Here is a 15,759-nt window from a genome sequence, read left to right as displayed (position 1 = left end):
CACCACCCGGCTCCGGAAGCAACGGCGCAATCACCACCCACGCCTCATCGGTCAACTCACCACGACGCACCACCGGCACATCGTCAACCATCAACCACTACAAGATCGACAGGACACGCCCTAGTCGCCGGCCAGCACGGTGAAGGTGAATCCGGCGCTGGTACGACGACGCAGACCGACGTCGCACTTGATCCGGCGCAGCACCTCGTTCCTGCTGAGGCCGAGCCCGTGGGCGATGAGCCGTTCCGGGCGCACCGGTACCGGATCGTCGAAGGCGACCTCCACCCGGACCGGCCACGCCTCGTCGAGCCAGGCCGACGGGGTGTCCAGCCGCCAGGCCCCCGTCCAGTCGAGGTTGAAGCGGCTGCGGTGGGCGAGCAGCGGGTCCAAGAGCGTGCACGCCACCAGTTGTGGATCGTTGACGTAGTAGCCGTGGAGCTCGGCCGGATCGAAGGAGCTGGCCGGCTTGCGCTCATGCACGGTGAGCTTGCTCGTCCGGTCGCAGGACACGCAGCGGACCAGCAGCCACACGTCCAGCAGCTTGCCGTTGGCGTTGACGCGGAACCTGCCGCCGCCGGTGGTCGCCGACTCCGACCGGCAGTCCACGCACCGCAACGACAGCAGCGGCAGCCTGGTCCGGCGAACGACCCAGGGCAGCACGATATGAGGTTGTGAAGACATGATCTCTAGACCTGATCTCTAGACCTGACGCGAGGCCGATCACGCGCGGCCTCGAACGCTGGATGACCGGGCGCACGAGGGCAGCCCGGCGTAGCCGACGGGAGCGTCGGCTACAGGTGAGCGATGAAAGCTGTCAGGTCTAGAGAGCAGGCGGGGTCATGCGATGTCGTCCTCTGTCCTCACTGCGACGGGCCGCCAGCAACGTATTTCACGGCCGAAGGAGGGCTCAACCAGTTTTCCCGACCGGACGTTCGTCGGTGCTACCGGAAGCTCAACGGGTGCCGTCGAGGCGGATGCGGCCGTGACCGCTGTCCCCGTCGATCGAATTGGGAGAGGCGGGCAGCCGCTCTCTCCATGATCAGAATATCGCGCACAGGGCGGCTTGCGGCAAGACCCCGGGGATGCCGCAGAATCGACCACCCAGCCCAGGAACACGAGGCCAGGCCGCTGCTACCGACCCCGACCTGATCCGTACCCATCTCCCCTTTTGCGAGGACGAGCCGCCCTTACCGAGGCTGGCCTGCGTCGATCACTGCCACTGACCACCGGACCGGGCCGCGCCAGGCCGAGCCCGGAAATCTCACGAGATGGGGCTCACCACATGCGTGTGCTGTTGATGGCCTACGGGTCGCGCGGAGACGTCGAACCGCTGGTCGCGGTCGCGATGCAGCTGCGGGAGCTTGGAGCGGACGTACGGATGTGCACTCCTCCGGACTTCGCGGAGCTGTTCGACTCCGTCGGCCTTCCGCTGGTGCCGATCGGCGAGCCGGTGCGCCCGTTCGTGAAGGCGGTGCTCACCGGGAAGACGAACGCTCCCGCGGAGGGGCTGCCCGCACGCGCGGCCGCGATGACCGCCACGACCTATGAGGCGGTCATCGCGGCCGCCGAGGGGTGCGACGTGATCCTGGCGACCGGTCTACTGCCGGCCGCGGCCGGCGCGAGGACGGCCGCCGAGCACCGGGGCATTCCTTACGTCTTCGTCTCCTACTTCCCCGCCTACCTGCCCTCGCCGCATCACCCGCCGTTCGAGCGGCCAGGCCGGCCGTTCCCGCCGAGCGTGACCGACAACCGGGCGCTGTGGGACCTGGACGCCGAAACCATGAACGTACTGTTCGGGACCGGTCTCAACAGCCACCGGGCGGCCATCGGCCTGCCGCCGGTGGAGCACTTCCGCGAACACGTCCTCACCGACCGCCCCTGGCTGGCCACCGATCCGGTCCTGAGCCCGTGGCAGGAGCCGGCCGACCTCGACGTGATGCAGACCGGCGCGTGGTTCCGGACGGACGACCGTCCGCTGCCGACCGACGTGGAGGCGTTCCTCCAAGCCGGCGAACCGCCGGTGTACGTGGGGTTCGGCAGCATCCCGATGCGTGACGCGGACGGCGTGGCCCGGGCCGCCGTCGAGGCGGTCCGCGCGCAGGGTCACCGTGTGCTCCTCTCCCGCGGCTGGGCCGACCTGGCCGTGACCGACGGCCAGGTCGACTGCCTCGCCGTCGGCGAGCTCAACCACCACGCCCTGTTCCCACGTGTCGCTGCCGTCGTCCATCACGGCGGGGCGGGCACCACGACCACGGCCGCCCGGGCCGGCGCGCCCCAGGTGGTCGTACCCCAGATGGCGGACCAGCCGTACTGGGCCCGCCGCGTGGCCGACCTCGGCATCGGCGCGGCTCACGACGGCCCGAACCCGACCTTCGAGTCCCTGAACGCGCTGCTCGGTGTCGCACTTTCTCCCGAGACCCGAGCCCGGGCGACCGCCGTGGCCGGCACTGTCCGCACCGACGGCGCGACGGTGGCTGCGAAGCTGCTGCGCGACATGGTCGGCTGACACCGGGAGCCGCCGCACGCCACCTCCGGAAAATCCGGGTGACGGCCCCGCGTCACGCTCCGCCCGGGTACGGAGCTTCGGCTCGGGCGGCGCGCATGGCCTTCGCCCACCAGTCGAGCTGCACCAGCAGGGTCTTGGCGTAGCTCTCCGCCGCGGCGTCGAGAGGTGACCCGTCCTGCCAGGCGGTGAAGTAGTTCGGGAAGGCCAGCGCGTCGCGGATGGTCACCGCGTGCAGCTCGGTGAGGACGTTCTGCAGGTGAAGCACGGCGTGCCGGCCGCCGCCCGCGCCGCCGTAGCTGACGAACGCGACCGGCTTGGCGGTCCACTGGGTGAAGTGCCAGTCGATGAGCGCCTTGAGCGAAGCCGGGTAGCTGTGGTTGTACTCGGGCGTGACGATGACGAAGGCGTCCGCGGCGGCCAGCTTCGCGGTGACGTCCCGCATCCCTTCGGGCCGGGGGTAGTTCTCGCCGGCGAACTTCGGCGGGGCGGCCGGCAGCGTCAGCGGGAGGTCCGCGTCGGCCAGGTCGACGACGTCGACCTCGAAGTCGCCCTGCGTCCGGGCCTGCTCCGCCACCCACGCGGCGACGACCGGCCCGAACCTGCCCTCGCGGACGCTGCCGACGATGATCACGAGCTTGTTCTTGGGGTTCATGCCGTAAACGGTCGGCGGTTCGTGGCTTCCTAGCCAGGCCGGTCGCAGGCTGGCCCCCGCACGGCCACCCTACGCCCGGTCCGCCCGGCTGATCAGGTCGTACGCTCGGAGGATGGGTACGCCGTTGGGGAACTTCGTCCGGGCCAAGCGCGACAGCACGCGGCCGGAGGATCTGGGGCTCCCGGCGCACGAGCGGCGACGCGCTCCGGGGCTACGGCGTTCGGAGCTGGCCACCCGAGCCGGCATCAGCGTCGAGTACCTCACCCGGATCGAGCAGGGCCGCGACCGTAACCCGTCCGACCCCATCGTCAAGGCCCTCGCGGACGGGCTCAACCTCGACGCGGCCGAACGCACCCACCTGCGCTACCTTGCCAAGATCAGCAGCGGGCTCTGCGTCGACCGCTCGCGGCCGGCGCCGCCGGCGCGGACCGTACGGCCCAACGTCCGCCGGATCCTCGAACTGGTCGAGCCGGGCGTCGCCTTCGTCACCAACCGGCTCGGCGACGTGCTCGCCCACACCGACGGCTTCGGCACGGTGATGCGCGCCACCGGCCTGCTGGACGCCGAGGAACCCAACCTCACCCGGTACGTCTTCACGCACCCGCAGGCCCGGGCCGTCCTCGCGGACTGGGACCAGATCGCCGACGAGCAGGTCTTCAACCTGTGGCTCGGGCCCTCGACCGAGAGTTTCGAGTGGTTCACGGCCGAGTTCGCGCCGGTCGCCGGCGCCGAGTTCACCCGGCGACTGCACCACCATCTGCCCCCGCCCCGGGTGCCGCTCACCCTCAACCACCCGCACACCGACCCGCTGCGCTGGGATCGGGAGACGCTCGAACTTCCCACCCCGGACGCCCAGCAGCTGGTCGTCTGGCTACCCGCCGACGAGGCGACCGCGAAGGCGGTCGATCGACTGCGCCACCGGCCGCGACGCGCCGCGCTCCGCGTGGTGTGAGGGGAACGCGACAGGCCCGCTACCCGTGCTCTGTGCGCGACGCGGCGTCGGCACCCGGCGTCGCCTCGGTCTTCGTGTAGAGGATCTCGCGGGCCTGCTCCGCAGCGCGGGTGAGGCTCTCGGTGACGAAGTCGACGAAGCGGGCGATGTTCTCCAGGCGGGCGGCGGCCGGGGTGTCGGGGCCGAGGACCCGGACGCCCTGCCGTGCGGTCTCGGCGAGCTGGATGTTGGATCGGGCGGCGGCGATCATCCCCTGGTACCAGACGTCGTCGTCGACGACGTAGCGCTCGCGCCGGCGTTCGTCGCGTTCCCGCCGGATGAGGCCCTGGTTCGCCAGGAACGTGATCGCTTTGGAGATCGACGCCGGGCTGACCTGGAGGCGCTGCACGAGTTCCGAGGCGGTGAGACTGCCCGCGTCGGTGGTGTAGAGGCAGGTCAACACCCGGGACATCATCTTCGGTAGGCCCTGCTGCATGAGCAGGGTGGTGAACACCTCCTCGTACTCGCGCACGACCTCGGGGTCGCGTCCGTCGGCCTGTGGGGCCGTGCCGGGGCCTCGGGCGGCGACCTGCCGATGCCGGCGGGCACGGTGCCCGGTGGCCCGGTGGGCCAGGTCGGCGCGGTAGGCGGTGGGGCCGCCGTTGCGCATCACCTCACGGGTGATGGTCGAGGTGGGCCGGTCGAGGCGTCTGGCGATCTCCGCGTACGCGAGCCCGTCGGTCAGCCCCAGCGCGATCTGCTGGCGTTCCTGCTGGGTGAGCCTGCCGCCCGGCATCCCGATCTCCCTCCACCGCTTCCCGAACGCACTGAGCATAGCGTTCACTTCTGCTTCATTGCAACGCGCGACGACACAAACGTTGCGTTGAATTCACGCCCGTTGCAACGATTATCGGCCCCTGAGCTGTGTGAATGCTGGTCATACGCAACGGGCCTGTTGCCTCAGACATGAACGCAACGTAGCGTTTCCGATGTCAGAAACAGCAAGCGCAAGAGGAGAGCACGATGCAGAAGTTCGACACCCCCGCCCCGATCACCGCCGTCCTGGACATCCCCGCCGGGCGGGTGCAGTTCATCGCCGCCGACCGGGTGGACACCACGGTCGAGGTCCTGCCCACGGACGCCTCGAAGAGCCGCGACGTGAAGGTGGCGGAGCAGACCGAGGTCGAATACCGCGACGGCGTCCTGCGGATCCGCACCGCCGTGTCCAACAAGCTCCTCGGCCCCTCCGGGTCCCTGGAGGTCACCGTCCAGCTGCCGGCCGGCTCGCGCATCGAGGCCAAGACCGCCGCCGCCGAGCTGCGCGGCGTCGGCCGACTCGGCGACGTCGCGTTCGAAGGCGCGTACCGCCAGATCAAGCTCGACGAGGCGGCGAGCCTGCGCCTCACCGCGATCGACGGCGACGTCGAGGTCGGCCGGCTCACCGGCCCCGCGGAGATCAGCACCGCGAGGGGCGACATCCGGATCGCCGAGGCCGTGCGCGGCACGGTCGTGCTCAACACCCAGTCCGGCGACATCTCGGTCGTCGCCGCCGCCGGCGTCTCGGCGGCCCTGGACGCCGGCACCGGCTATGGCCGCGTCAGCAACGCCCTCAAGAACAACGGCAGCACCGAGCTCGACATCCGCGCCACCACCACCCACGGCGACATCGTCGCCCGCAGCCTCTGAGCAGCCCCGCTGCTTTAGAAGTCGCACCGTGACCCGAGGAGCGCGAGCCGCCTCCCGCAACTGGTCACGCCCGAGGGCGGCGTACTCCGGCACCCTGCCGGCGTACGCCGCCTCGGCGTTCCCGGTCATCGCCGGGCCCGGCCGGCGGCGGCGGCGGGAAGTCCCGGCGCCCACCGGCGCGGGGCGACCGCGGACGGAAGGACGGGCGCCCGGTGAGGCGGCGTGCTCTCAGGCGGAGGGGGTCAGCCGCCCGGCGGCCGCCAACCGGCCGACGGCGGCCTCGTGCGGTACGGCATGGCTGGTGCGACCCCCCACTCCCCTGGTGGTCGTCGCGGCGAAGAGCGAATTGAGCAGGGCCTCCTCGACCGAGTCCAGGACGGCGGCGAAGACCGGGGTGATCTGCGCGTCGGAAATCGTCGGCCGGTCCGGCTCGGCCGTGCTGAAGGCGATCGCGTAGTCGCCGCTGCCGTTGCTGTACGACGCGCCGACCCGCGCCATGGCGAAGATGGCCCGGCGGGCCAGCCGGCCCAACTGCCGCGCGTCCAGGGGCGCGTCGGTGGCGACCACGATCATGCACGAGTTGCCGGGCGATTCGGTCGAGTCGGCCTCCGGGATCAGCTCCTCCACCGGCAGCGGTACGCCCAGGGCCGTCAGCACCCCGCCGAAGTTGGACTGCGTGAGCGCGCCGACGGTCACCGGGCTGTCGAAACCCTGCACCACCCTGGACGCGGTGCCGATTCCCGCCTTGTACCCCAGCGCCGTGGTGCCGGTTCCCGCGCCGACGCAGCCCTCGGCCGGCAACCCGCCGGTCGCCCCGGCGATCGCGGCCAGCACGTGCTCCTCGGTGATCGGGCGTCGCCGGATGTCCGACAGGTGCCCGTCGTTGGTCTCCCCCACCAGCGGGTTGAACGACACTCCGTCCGGCCGTTGGTGCATCAGGTAGGTCAGGAGCGCGTCCGCGGCCCGGAACACCGACAGGGTGGCGGTCAGCACGATCGGTGACTCCAGGACGCCGAGTTCGTCCACCTGGGTCGAGCCCACCAGCTTTCCGTGGCCGTTGCCGGTGTACACGGCGGCCGGCAGCGTCCACCGCCCCGGGCCGAGCTGGCTCGGCACGACCGCCGTGACACCCGTGTGCAGGTCCCGGCCGTCGTCGACGGTGGTGTGCCCGACCAGCACCCCCGGCACGTCGGTGATGGCGTTGTGTCGGCCGGTGGGCAGGGACCCGACCCTGATGCCGAGGTCACGGGTGCGGAGGTGGTGGGCTGGCTGGCTCATACGGCTCCAGGTTGGTCAATCGTGGCGGCCGCGAATTCGGTGGTCCGGGCTCGGCGGGCGGGGCACGATCTGCGGGATGGTGACCCCAGAGATCATGGATTACTACCGGCAGGGCGGCGAACGGGACCGCCTGGCCGCGGGCGCGGGCAGGCTGGAGTTCCTGCGTACGTGGGACGTCCTGAACCGGGTGCTGCCCGAGGCGCCCGCCGACGTCCTGGACGTCGGCGGGGCCACCGGCGTGTACGCGGGGCCGCTGGCCCGGGCCGGCTACCGGGTGCACGTGGTCGACCCGGTGCCCGAGCATGTGGCGCAGGCGGCGACCCGACCGGGAGTGACCGCGGTACGCGGGGACGCGCGGATGCTCCCCGTCGCCGATCACGGTGTCGACGCCGTCCTGCTGCTCGGGCCGCTGTACCACCTGCCGATCCGGGCCGAGCGCGTCGCCGCGTGGCGGGAGGCGGCCCGCGTCGTACGGCCCGGCGGCGTGGTCGTCGCCGCGACCATCAGCCGGTTCGCGTCGCTGCTCGACGGCTTCGTGTGGGACTACTTCACCGACGCGCGGTTCCGGCCGTTGGTCGAGCGCGCGTTGACCGACGGGGTGCACCGCAACATCGACGCCGACCGCCGGTGGTTCACCAGCGCCTACTTCCACCACCCCGACGAGCTGACGGCCGAGGTGGCGGAGTCGGGCCTGCACCTGCGGCGGCGCGTCGCCGTGGAGGGTCCGTTGTGGATGACCGGTGCCCGGCTGCCGGAGATCCTGGCCGATCCGGACCTGACCGACCTGATGCTGGAGATGCTGCGGGCGGTGGAGGAGGAGCCGAGCCTGCTCGGCGCGAGCAGCCACCTGCTCACCATCGCCTCCGCCCCACCGGGCTGACCGCGCGCGGTCCCGGTCTCGGATGTCGTCCCCGGAAGGCCGGCCCGCGCCGCCGGTCTCTGTCAGACCGGCGGCGCGGGCGCGGCGTCAGCCCATCGCGTCGAGCAGCGGCACGAGCTGCTCCTCCTCGTACGCCAGGTGGCGCTCAAGCTCCTCGATGAGCTGATCCACCTGCCGCCGTACCTCCGCCGGGTCGACGTTCTGGTCACCCAGCACCGCCTGGAGCCGGTCGACGAGGCCCGCCACCTGGACGTGTTCGGCGCGCAGCCGCTCCAGGGTCGGCGCGAGCTGCGGGTGCTGCGCGGCGAGCCCGACGAACATCCCGCCGTCCTCCTGCGTGTGGTGGTGGTGCAGCCCCTGGCAGACGGCGAGGCAGTTCACCCGCAGCTGGGCACCGAGTCGAGGGCCTGTCGTCGCCGCCTCGCGGCGGATCAGGGCCAGTTCCCGGCGGAACGCGTCGTGGATCCGGATGAGGGCCGCACCCCAGGAGGGCGCCTCGGGCGGGCCACCGCCGGTGCGTTCGAGCGCCACCACCGGAAGCGTGCGGCTGGTCTTCGCCTGGTACGCCGCCCAGCCCGGGTCGGCCTCGGTCGCGCGCGCGAACACCTCGTCCCGCTCCGCCCCGACGAGGACGGTGGCCCGGGCCGGGTAGGTGAAGATGCCGTCCTCGACCGTGACCTGCGGGTCGGCGAGGACGTTGTGGAACCAGTCCGGATGCCGGGGGGCGCCGCCGGCCGAGGCGATGACGAGGATCCGGCCACCGACCTCCGGCAGGTAGCCCAGGGGCGTGGTGTGCGGCGCGCCGGAGCGCGAACCGGTCGTGGTGAGCAGGATCAGCCGTCCGCCCTCGAACGGGCCGCCGACCCGGCCCCCGTTCGCACGGAACTCGGCGATGATCTGGGTGTTGAAATCGTTGGGCAATGCTCCGCTTTCTTCCATTTCGGGTACACGAAGACGCGCGGGACGCAGGCAGCGGCGTTCCGCGACGCAGAAGTTCGGGAAAGGCGACCGACCCGGCCGCGTGATGCAGGTGGGAGGTGGGTGCGCGCAGGGCGTGGGATCGGCGGGCCGCGGGCCCGCCACGCGGTCACTGCGCGGCCGGGTGCCTCACTCGCTCGTGGCCCAAGGCCGACCCGGCAGTCACGCGTACGACCCTAGCCCCGCCACCACGGGCGGGCAACGCCGCCCGCCCGATCAGGTGAATAGTTCCCAGCACGGCCCGGGTCACCGTCCATGGCGGGTCCGGTCGACGTACAGTGCGGCGATGGACGTCCCCGGCGGCCGGATGCCGGACCGGTACGCGCAGAGCGACCAGGCCCGGCCCGGTCTGGCACCCGGTGCTCGTGGGCCGGTCGGCACCCTCTTCGCCGCGCTGCACGGCGAGCTGACGCCGCACCCGTGGCGGCACACCGATCGGGACGCGTACTCGTTCTTCTCCGACAGGTCGCTCGCCATGGGCTGGCTGGACGACCTCGGCGGGGTGCTCCGGCAGACCGCCGGCGGTGTCGAGGAGACGCGGACCGGGGCGGCGGGTCTGTGGGGAATGAACGACGCGGGGCAGCAGCACCCGCTCGCCGTACCGGAGTCGACGATGGTCGCCTGGTTCCAGGTGGGGGTCGAGGCGGTCGCCGCCGACCGGCCACTTCCGGTGCAGCCGTTCCTGCGCTGCGCCGGCGACGCGACGGCGCGGCTCGGCGCGCTGCGGCTGGACGCGGTGCAGGTGTTGCTTCCCGTGCAGGGCCTCGACGTCGCGGCCCGCCCGGCGTACGCGCCGGTTCCGTCGCTGCGCGCCGCCGGCTGGTTCGTCGACGCCGACCCGCGGTCGAGGAGACGGGTACGGGTCACCCTGGACAGCGGCCAGGACCCGTCGGCCCCGGCGGTGGCCGCCGCGATGCGCGAGTCGATGCGGCGGCTGGCGCAGGACGTGTTCGCGTGCGAGTCGCACTCGCTGACCGATCACGATCCGCTGGCGACGCGTCCACCCCTCGACGACCGCTCCTGGCTCGGCCCACCGCTGCACCGGGCGACCTTCCACGGCACGCTCGCCGAGTGGTCCCTGGACGCGCTGGGCTGGCTGGGCGGCTTCCTCGCCGACCTGGCCGCGGCGCAGGGCGTCAGGACCCCGCTGCTGCTCACCGCCGGTCCGTCGTAGGTCCTCGACCGGTCGGCGGTGCTTGACGTTGACACTGTGACAAGGTCTTTCCTGGGTGCTGGAGGTGGTCCCCATCAACTCGACACCCGGACATTTTCCGCACCCGCGCCTGCTCGACGCGTTGAGCGCCGGGAATCCGTCGACGCGGCTGCAGGCGGCGCTGGCGGTCGGTACCGACGCCGACGCGGACCTCGTCGACGCGCTCGTGGCCCGCTGCGCGATCGAGCCGGACTTCTTCGTCCGCGACATGCTCACCTGGGCGTTGACCCGCCTGCCGCCGGAGCTCACGGTGCCCAGGCTCCGCCGGGAGCTGCGTGCCGAGCGCACCCAGGCCCGAAGCCAGGCGTTGCACACGCTCTCGAAGATCGGTGACCGCAGGGCGTACCCCGCGATCACCCGGTCGTTGCTGCACGACGCCGACGACGAGGTCGCGCGGAGCGCCTGGCGTGCCGCCGTCGTCCTCGTACCCGACGGGGAAGAGGAAGCACTCGCTGCGGAGCTGGCTGCGCAGCTCGGCCGGGGTGACCGGAACCTGCAGTTGAGCCTCAGCCGCGCGCTCGTCGCGCTCGGAGACGTGATCGAGCCGGCCCTGCGGGCGGCAACGGCGAGCCACGACCCGACGGTCAACGCCCACGCCCGCGCCACGGCGCTGCTCCTGCGCGACCCAGATGCCGGGTTCGACGCGGCCGTCGATGAGGCGATCCGGGTCAGGGCGCTCGGCCCGCAACGGGTCGAGGGGACCGCGTGCTGATCAGCGAGGTGGCCCGCCGCTCCGGGGTGAGCACCCGGATGCTCCGGCACTACGACTCCCTCGGGCTGGTGCGACCGACCGGTCGCACCAGCAGCGGTTACCGCGAGTACTCCGCCGAGGACATCCGGCGGATCTTCCAGGTGGAGAGTCTGCGGTCCCTGGGATTGTCGCTGCGCCAGATCGGACGCGTTCTGCAGGACCCCGCCTTCTCGCCGTCCGCGCTCGTCGGCGACCTCATCCGGCGGACCGAGGAGCGGCTGAGGCGGGAGCAGGAGCTACTCGATCGGCTCCGCGCCGTCGACGCCTCGGCACCCGCGGGCTGGCCGGGCGTTCTGCGCATCGTCGAGCTCCTGCGCGGGCTCAACTCGCCCAGCGCCGCACGCCGGCAGCAGTCCGTCCTGGCCCCGGCCGAGGGCGCGCCGCTCCCCGCTGAGCTGCTCGCCAGGGCGATCCTCGCCGAATCCGACCCGAACGTCGCCGGCGCCCTGCGGTGGGCGCTCGCGCGGGCCGGCGGTGACGGTGTGACGAGCGTGGCGGCCGGCGTGCGCTCGGCGAACGTCGACGTCCGGCGGCGCGCGGTCCTGGCAATCGCCGAGATCTCCGGCGACCAGTCGACCGCGGTGCTCACGGACGCGCTCGGGGACTCCGACCCGACGGTGCGCGGGCACGCCGCTCTGGCGCTCGGTACGCGTGGCGTGCCCGAAGCGGTGCCCACCCTCGTCGAGATGGTGGTGGCGGGCAGGAACGACGTCGAAGCCTCCGAGGCGCTGGGGGCGTTGTCGCTGGACCCCGGGTGCGTGGACCGGGTCGTGAACGCGCTGGTCGCCGAGCTCGCCGCACACGCCGCGAACACCGCGGTGCGGATCCGTCTGACCCAGGCCCTCGCCGAGCTGCCGGCGGCCGTCGCGCTGGGCCCCTTGCGACAACTGGCCCGCGACGACGATCGGACCGTCGCCCTTCTCGCCTCGACCCTGCTGCGGGTCTCCGACGAGCGCTCCGACGGCGGGCGGTCCTGCGGGTAGCACCAGCCTCCGCCCGCGCCCGCGCGACCCGCGGCTTGTGCCAACGCCCTCGTTCCGTGCGAAGGTCGGGGCGTGGCGGATCTGAACGGGAGTGATGTCGTGCGGGCGGCCGGCGAGATGGTCCGGGTCCTCGGGCCGTACCCGGAGCTGGACTGGGGTGTGCCGGCCGGCGGCCTGACGTGGAGTTGCTGGACGACCGCCGCGCACGTCGCCCACGACCTGCTGGCCTACGCCGGGCAGGTCAGCGGGCGGCCCGCGGACGGCTACCTGTCGTTCGACCTGCGGGTCTCCCTCGCCGCGAGCCCCCGCGAGGTGCTGACGGTGGTCACCGCCTGCGCCGGTCTGCTCGCCGCGGCCGTCGACACCGCCGAGCCGGGCACCCGCGCCTGGCACTACGGGCCGTGCGACCCGGGTGGGTTCGCGGCGATGGGTGTGGCCGAGACGCTGCTGCACACCGGGGACATCACCGCCGGTCTCGGAGTGCCGTGGGAGCCGCCCGCCGATCTGAGCGACGCCGTCATCGACCGGCTCTTCCCGGACGCGCCCAGCGGCCCGCCACCGCAGGTGCTGCGCTGGTTGACCGGCCGGGGCGAGCTGCCCGGCCGGGCCCGGCGCACCTCCTGGAGCTGGCGGGCCGCCCTCGACTGACCGGCGCGAGCGCGGCACATCGACCGGACGCGCGCGGCCCGTCGACCGGCCGGAACTCGCGGGTCGTCGCCGAGCCGGATCGGCGACGACCCGCGCGGCCGGGATCGGGCTTCCCGGCGGTCAGGCGTGCTCGGGCGGGCCGGTCTCCTGCAACCGGCCGTCGTCGAGCCGCAGCCAGCGGTCCACCGCGATCTCGTGCAGGAACCGCTCGTCGTGGCTGACCACCACGAACGCGCCCCGGTACGCGCCGAGCGCGTTCTCCAGCTGGGCGACGCTGACCAGGTCGAGGTTGTTGGTGGGCTCGTCGAGCAGCAGCAGCTGCGGCGCCGGGGAGGTGAACAGCACACACGCCAGGGTGGCGCGTAGCCGCTCACCGCCGGAGAGCGCCGCCACGGGCAGGTGCGCGCGGGGACCGCGGAACAGGAACCGCGCCAGCAGGTGCATCCGCTGCGCCTCGGGCAGGGCGGGGGCGAACGCGGCCAGGTTCTCCAGCACGGTGCGCTCCAGGTCCAACAGGTCCAGCCGCTGCGACAGGTACGCGACGCGCCCCTCGGCGTGCCGGATCCGCCCGCCCTCCGGCGTCAGGTCGCCGTTCATGAGCCGCAGCAGGGTCGACTTGCCGACGCCGTTGCGCCCGGACAGGGCGATCCGTTCCGGGCCGCGGATGGTCAGGTCGACGCCGTCGTCGCCGAAGACCGCCCGGTCGCCGAGGCGGACCCGCATACCCTCGCCCTCGAAGACCGTACGGCCGGCTGGGACGGTGGTCTCCGGCAGCTCGATGGTGATCTTCTGTTCCTCGCGCAGGGCGCGACTGGCCTCGTCGAGCCGGGCGCGGGCGTCGCTGACCCGGGAGGCGTGCACCTCGTTGGAGCGGCCGGCGGATTCCTGGGCGCTGCGTTTCAGCCCACCGGCGACGATCCGGGCCAGCCCGGCATTGCCGAGGTTGCGGTTGGCGTTGCTGGCCCGGCGGGCGGCCCGCTCCCGGGCCTGCTGCATCTCCCGCTGCTCCCGTTTGACCTCCTGCTCGGCGTTGCGGACGTTCTTCTCGGCGACCTCCTGGGCCGCCTGCACGGCCTCGGAGTACGCGGTGAAGTTGCCCCCGTACAGGCGCAGCTCACCCCCGTCGAGTTCGGCGATGCGCTCCATCCGGTCCAGCAGCGCCCGGTCGTGGCTGACCAGCAGCAGCGTGCCGCGCCACTCCTCGAGCACGTCGTAGAGGCGCCGCCGGGCCTCGACGTCGAGGTTGTTGGTGGGCTCGTCGAGCAGCAGCACGTCGGGGCGCTTCAGCAGTTCGGCGGCGAGGCCGAGGGAGACCACCTGCCCGCCGCTGAGGGTATGCAGGCGGCGGGTGAGCGCCACGTCCCCGAGGCCGAGCCGGTCGAGTTCGGCGCGGCTGCGCTCCTCGACGTCCCAGTCGTTGCCGATGGTGGTGAAGTGCTCCTCGGCGGTGTCGCCGGCTTCGATGGCGTGCAGGGCCGCGATCAGCGGGGCGACGCCGAGCACCTCGGCCACGGTCAGGTCGGCGGCGAGCGGCAGGGTCTGCGGCAGGTAGCCGAGCACCCCGTCGACGGTGACGCTGCCGCCGGTGGGCTGGTACTCGCCGGCGATCAGTTTGAGCAGCGTGCTCTTGCCGGCCCCGTTGGGCGCGACCAGACCGGTTCGGCCCTCGCCGACGGTGAAGGAGAGCTCCGCGAAGACCGGGGTGTCGTCCGGCCACGAGAAGGAGAGGTTCGAGCAGACGATGGACGCACTGGACATGAGGGGACCTCGGAAGGCTGGCGGGCGCAGCCCGGAAGGCGAATCAGGAGACGACGGCGCGGCCACGGCGTCGGCGCTGACTCGCGCCGGTGGCCGCTCACTGCCCGGTATCACCCGGAGATGTCGTCTTCACCCACCATGTTCTACCCCTGTTCCTGATCACTCGCCGGGTCAACGGTAACAGCAGTCCGTTCCACGGCGACTCGTTTTCATGCTCTGATCGCCGGAGCGCCGCGCTCGGTCGAGGTGGCGTGGCGTACGTGTCGGTGCCCGTCGCGCGGGAACGGCGGCCGGGCCGGCAGCACCTCGACGAACTCGAAGCCGGCCTTCTCGGCGACCCGGCAGGAGGCCGGGTTGTCGATCTGGTGCATCAGGTCCAGCCGGGTCAACTCGGCGAAGCGGGCGAACGCCCAGCGGCTCACCGCGTCCACGGCCCGGCCGGCCACCCCTCGTCCACGCGCCGCCGCGGCCGTCCAGTACCCGACCTCGGCGTCCGGCCGACCCGGCGCGAGGTTCTTGAGCACCACGTTCGCCACCGGCCGGTGACCGCCGTGCGGGTTCGGCTCGCAGACGGCGAAGGTCAGCCAGTCGCCGGCCTGCCAGCCCTGACCTGCCTGCGCCAACCAGTGGTCGGCCTCGGCGGCGGTGGTGAGCGGGTTGCGGGTCCGGCTACGCAGCACCGGATCCTGGTGCGCCGCGATCAGCGCGTCCCGGTCGTCGTCCCGCCACGGGCGCAGGAGCAGTTCCGGCGCAGAGGCGGTCGCCGGGGCACGCAGGATGATCGACACAGGGGCATTCTGCCGGGGCGGCCGGCGTCCCGGGAAGGTCGGTCAGGCGGCGGAGCGGCGACGCCACGGCCACCAGGCCCGCCGGGGCGTCCGGTCGACGTGCGCGGCGGTGGGCGGTGCGGGCGACGCCACGGCGCTGCGGCGCTCGTCGCGCCAGCGACGGAGCACGGCGTCGACGTTGACCGGGCGCACCACGACCCGCGGGCCGGTCGGCAGGCGCAGCCAGGCCATGATCTCGGTGTTGAGCAGGGCACAGTGCTCGCGTACGGCCTGCTCGGTGGGGAGCTCGCGCACCTCGTCGGGCACCCGCTCGACCCGGCGGCGCAGCTGCAGCGGCGTGGGGAGCAGCAGTTCGCTGGGGAGCTTCTCCCGCTCCATGAAGCTCTTGATCCACCACGACTCGTCGTACGGCAGGTTCCGCCCGGGGATCGGCTTGCCCGCGCCCGGCAGGTTGTCGAACTCGCCGCGCTCCTGGGCGGAGCGGATCTGCGCCTCGACGGCGGCTTCCCACATGTTCGTCATCCGGCACCTCCCCCGGCTCACCGTAACGCGCCGCGGTGCGGCGTCGGCCCGGCAACCACAGCGTCGTGCCGGCGCCGCGCATTCCCCGGCTGCCGCCCGGGAAGAGCAGGCCACGGTCGCCGCGGTGGCCCTCCCGGGCCGGGTCCCGGTGCCCGTAGCGTCAGGGTGTTGATCAACGAGGGAGG

General features: G+C 72.7%; 16 protein-coding genes. 8 read left to right on the top strand and 8 right to left on the bottom strand.

The genetic code is table 11. The features are described from left to right. Positions 1-120 precede the first annotated feature (120 nt). A complete protein-coding gene (locus D7147_RS24465; protein ID WP_233563379.1) occupies positions 121-660 on the bottom strand; it encodes a DUF1062 domain-containing protein in 540 nt (179 codons plus the stop codon). Positions 661-1,282: 622 nt separating this feature from the next. Here D7147_RS24465 and D7147_RS24460 point away from each other — a divergent pair. Beyond that, positions 1,283-2,506, top strand: a complete 1,224-nt coding sequence (locus D7147_RS24460) for a glycosyltransferase (RefSeq protein ID WP_120681595.1) — start codon at positions 1,283-1,285, stop codon at positions 2,504-2,506. Between the two features lie 52 nt (positions 2,507-2,558). On the opposite strand, the gene D7147_RS24455 is transcribed toward D7147_RS24460, so the two are convergent. After that, positions 2,559-3,158, bottom strand: coding sequence for an NADPH-dependent FMN reductase (locus tag D7147_RS24455; protein WP_120681593.1), 600 nt, complete (start codon positions 3,156-3,158; stop codon positions 2,559-2,561). A 112-nt stretch (positions 3,159-3,270) separates the two neighbouring features. On the opposite strand from D7147_RS24455, the gene D7147_RS24450 reads away from it, so the two are divergent. Continuing rightward, positions 3,271-4,110: a helix-turn-helix domain-containing protein gene (locus D7147_RS24450; RefSeq protein ID WP_120681591.1), complete on the top strand. Its 840-nt coding sequence runs from the start codon at positions 3,271-3,273 to the stop codon at positions 4,108-4,110. Between the two features lie 19 nt (positions 4,111-4,129). Here D7147_RS24450 and D7147_RS24445 read toward each other — a convergent pair whose 3' ends face one another. Then, positions 4,130-4,885, bottom strand: coding sequence for a GbsR/MarR family transcriptional regulator (locus D7147_RS24445; protein ID WP_120681651.1), 756 nt, complete (start codon positions 4,883-4,885; stop codon positions 4,130-4,132). A 227-nt stretch (positions 4,886-5,112) separates the two neighbouring features. On the opposite strand from D7147_RS24445, the gene D7147_RS24440 reads away from it, so the two are divergent. After that, positions 5,113-5,775, top strand: a complete 663-nt coding sequence (locus tag D7147_RS24440; protein ID WP_120681589.1) for a DUF4097 family beta strand repeat-containing protein — start codon at positions 5,113-5,115, stop codon at positions 5,773-5,775. 228 nt (positions 5,776-6,003) lie between these two features. On the opposite strand, the gene D7147_RS24435 is transcribed toward D7147_RS24440, so the two are convergent. Next, complete coding sequence (locus tag D7147_RS24435) at positions 6,004-7,053, bottom strand: P1 family peptidase (RefSeq protein ID WP_120681587.1); 1,050 nt, start codon at positions 7,051-7,053, stop codon at positions 6,004-6,006. A gap of 76 nt (positions 7,054-7,129) precedes the next feature. On the opposite strand from D7147_RS24435, the gene D7147_RS24430 reads away from it, so the two are divergent. Next, a complete protein-coding gene (locus D7147_RS24430) occupies positions 7,130-7,933 on the top strand; it encodes a class I SAM-dependent methyltransferase (RefSeq protein WP_120681585.1) in 804 nt (267 codons plus the stop codon). Positions 7,934-8,020: 87 nt separating this feature from the next. Here the strand turns inward: D7147_RS24430 and D7147_RS24425 are convergent, their stop codons facing one another. Beyond that, positions 8,021-8,854 carry a nitroreductase/quinone reductase family protein gene (locus tag D7147_RS24425; RefSeq protein WP_120681583.1) on the bottom strand — a complete coding sequence of 278 codons (834 nt, stop codon included), beginning with the start codon at positions 8,852-8,854 and terminating at the stop codon, positions 8,021-8,023. A 343-nt stretch (positions 8,855-9,197) separates the two neighbouring features. On the opposite strand from D7147_RS24425, the gene D7147_RS24420 reads away from it, so the two are divergent. The 4 genes from D7147_RS24420 (at position 9,198) to D7147_RS24405 (ending at position 12,506) form a co-directional block, all read left to right on the top strand. After that, positions 9,198-10,085: a hypothetical protein gene (locus D7147_RS24420; RefSeq protein WP_199734253.1), complete on the top strand. Its 888-nt coding sequence runs from the start codon at positions 9,198-9,200 to the stop codon at positions 10,083-10,085. 73 nt (positions 10,086-10,158) lie between these two features. Then, positions 10,159-10,836 (top strand): HEAT repeat domain-containing protein, encoded by a 678-nt coding sequence (locus D7147_RS24415; protein ID WP_407663386.1) that lies wholly within the window; start codon positions 10,159-10,161, stop codon positions 10,834-10,836. Further along, entirely contained in the window at positions 10,830-11,858 is a 1,029-nt protein-coding gene (locus D7147_RS24410) for a HEAT repeat domain-containing protein (RefSeq protein ID WP_120681579.1), read from the top strand. Before D7147_RS24415 ends, D7147_RS24410 begins: the two co-directional genes overlap by 7 nt. 81 nt (positions 11,859-11,939) lie before the next feature. Continuing rightward, the gene (locus D7147_RS24405) at positions 11,940-12,506 is read left to right on the top strand and encodes a hypothetical protein (RefSeq protein ID WP_120681647.1); all 567 of its coding nucleotides are present in this window, start codon (positions 11,940-11,942) and stop codon (positions 12,504-12,506) included. A gap of 120 nt (positions 12,507-12,626) precedes the next feature. Here the strand turns inward: D7147_RS24405 and abc-f are convergent, their stop codons facing one another. The 3 genes from abc-f to D7147_RS24390 all read right to left on the bottom strand — a co-directional run bounded on the left by abc-f (position 12,627) and on the right by D7147_RS24390 (position 15,574). Continuing rightward, positions 12,627-14,264, bottom strand: coding sequence for a ribosomal protection-like ABC-F family protein (abc-f, locus tag D7147_RS24400; protein ID WP_120681577.1), 1,638 nt, complete (start codon positions 14,262-14,264; stop codon positions 12,627-12,629). Between the two features lie 209 nt (positions 14,265-14,473). Next, on the bottom strand, positions 14,474-15,052 hold the full coding sequence (locus D7147_RS24395) for a GNAT family N-acetyltransferase (RefSeq protein WP_120681575.1): 579 nt from the start codon (positions 15,050-15,052) through the stop codon (positions 14,474-14,476). A 42-nt stretch (positions 15,053-15,094) separates the two neighbouring features. Next, on the bottom strand, positions 15,095-15,574 hold the full coding sequence (locus D7147_RS24390) for a DnaJ family domain-containing protein (protein ID WP_120681573.1): 480 nt from the start codon (positions 15,572-15,574) through the stop codon (positions 15,095-15,097). Positions 15,575-15,759 lie beyond the last annotated feature (185 nt).

Origin of the sequence: Micromonospora musae, assembly GCF_003626545.1 — a bacterium.
Taxonomy (GTDB): Bacteria; Actinomycetota; Actinomycetes; order Mycobacteriales; family Micromonosporaceae; genus Micromonospora; species Micromonospora musae.
Note: the sequence above shows the minus strand (reverse complement) of the source record. Positions and strands in the feature narration are given on the sequence as shown.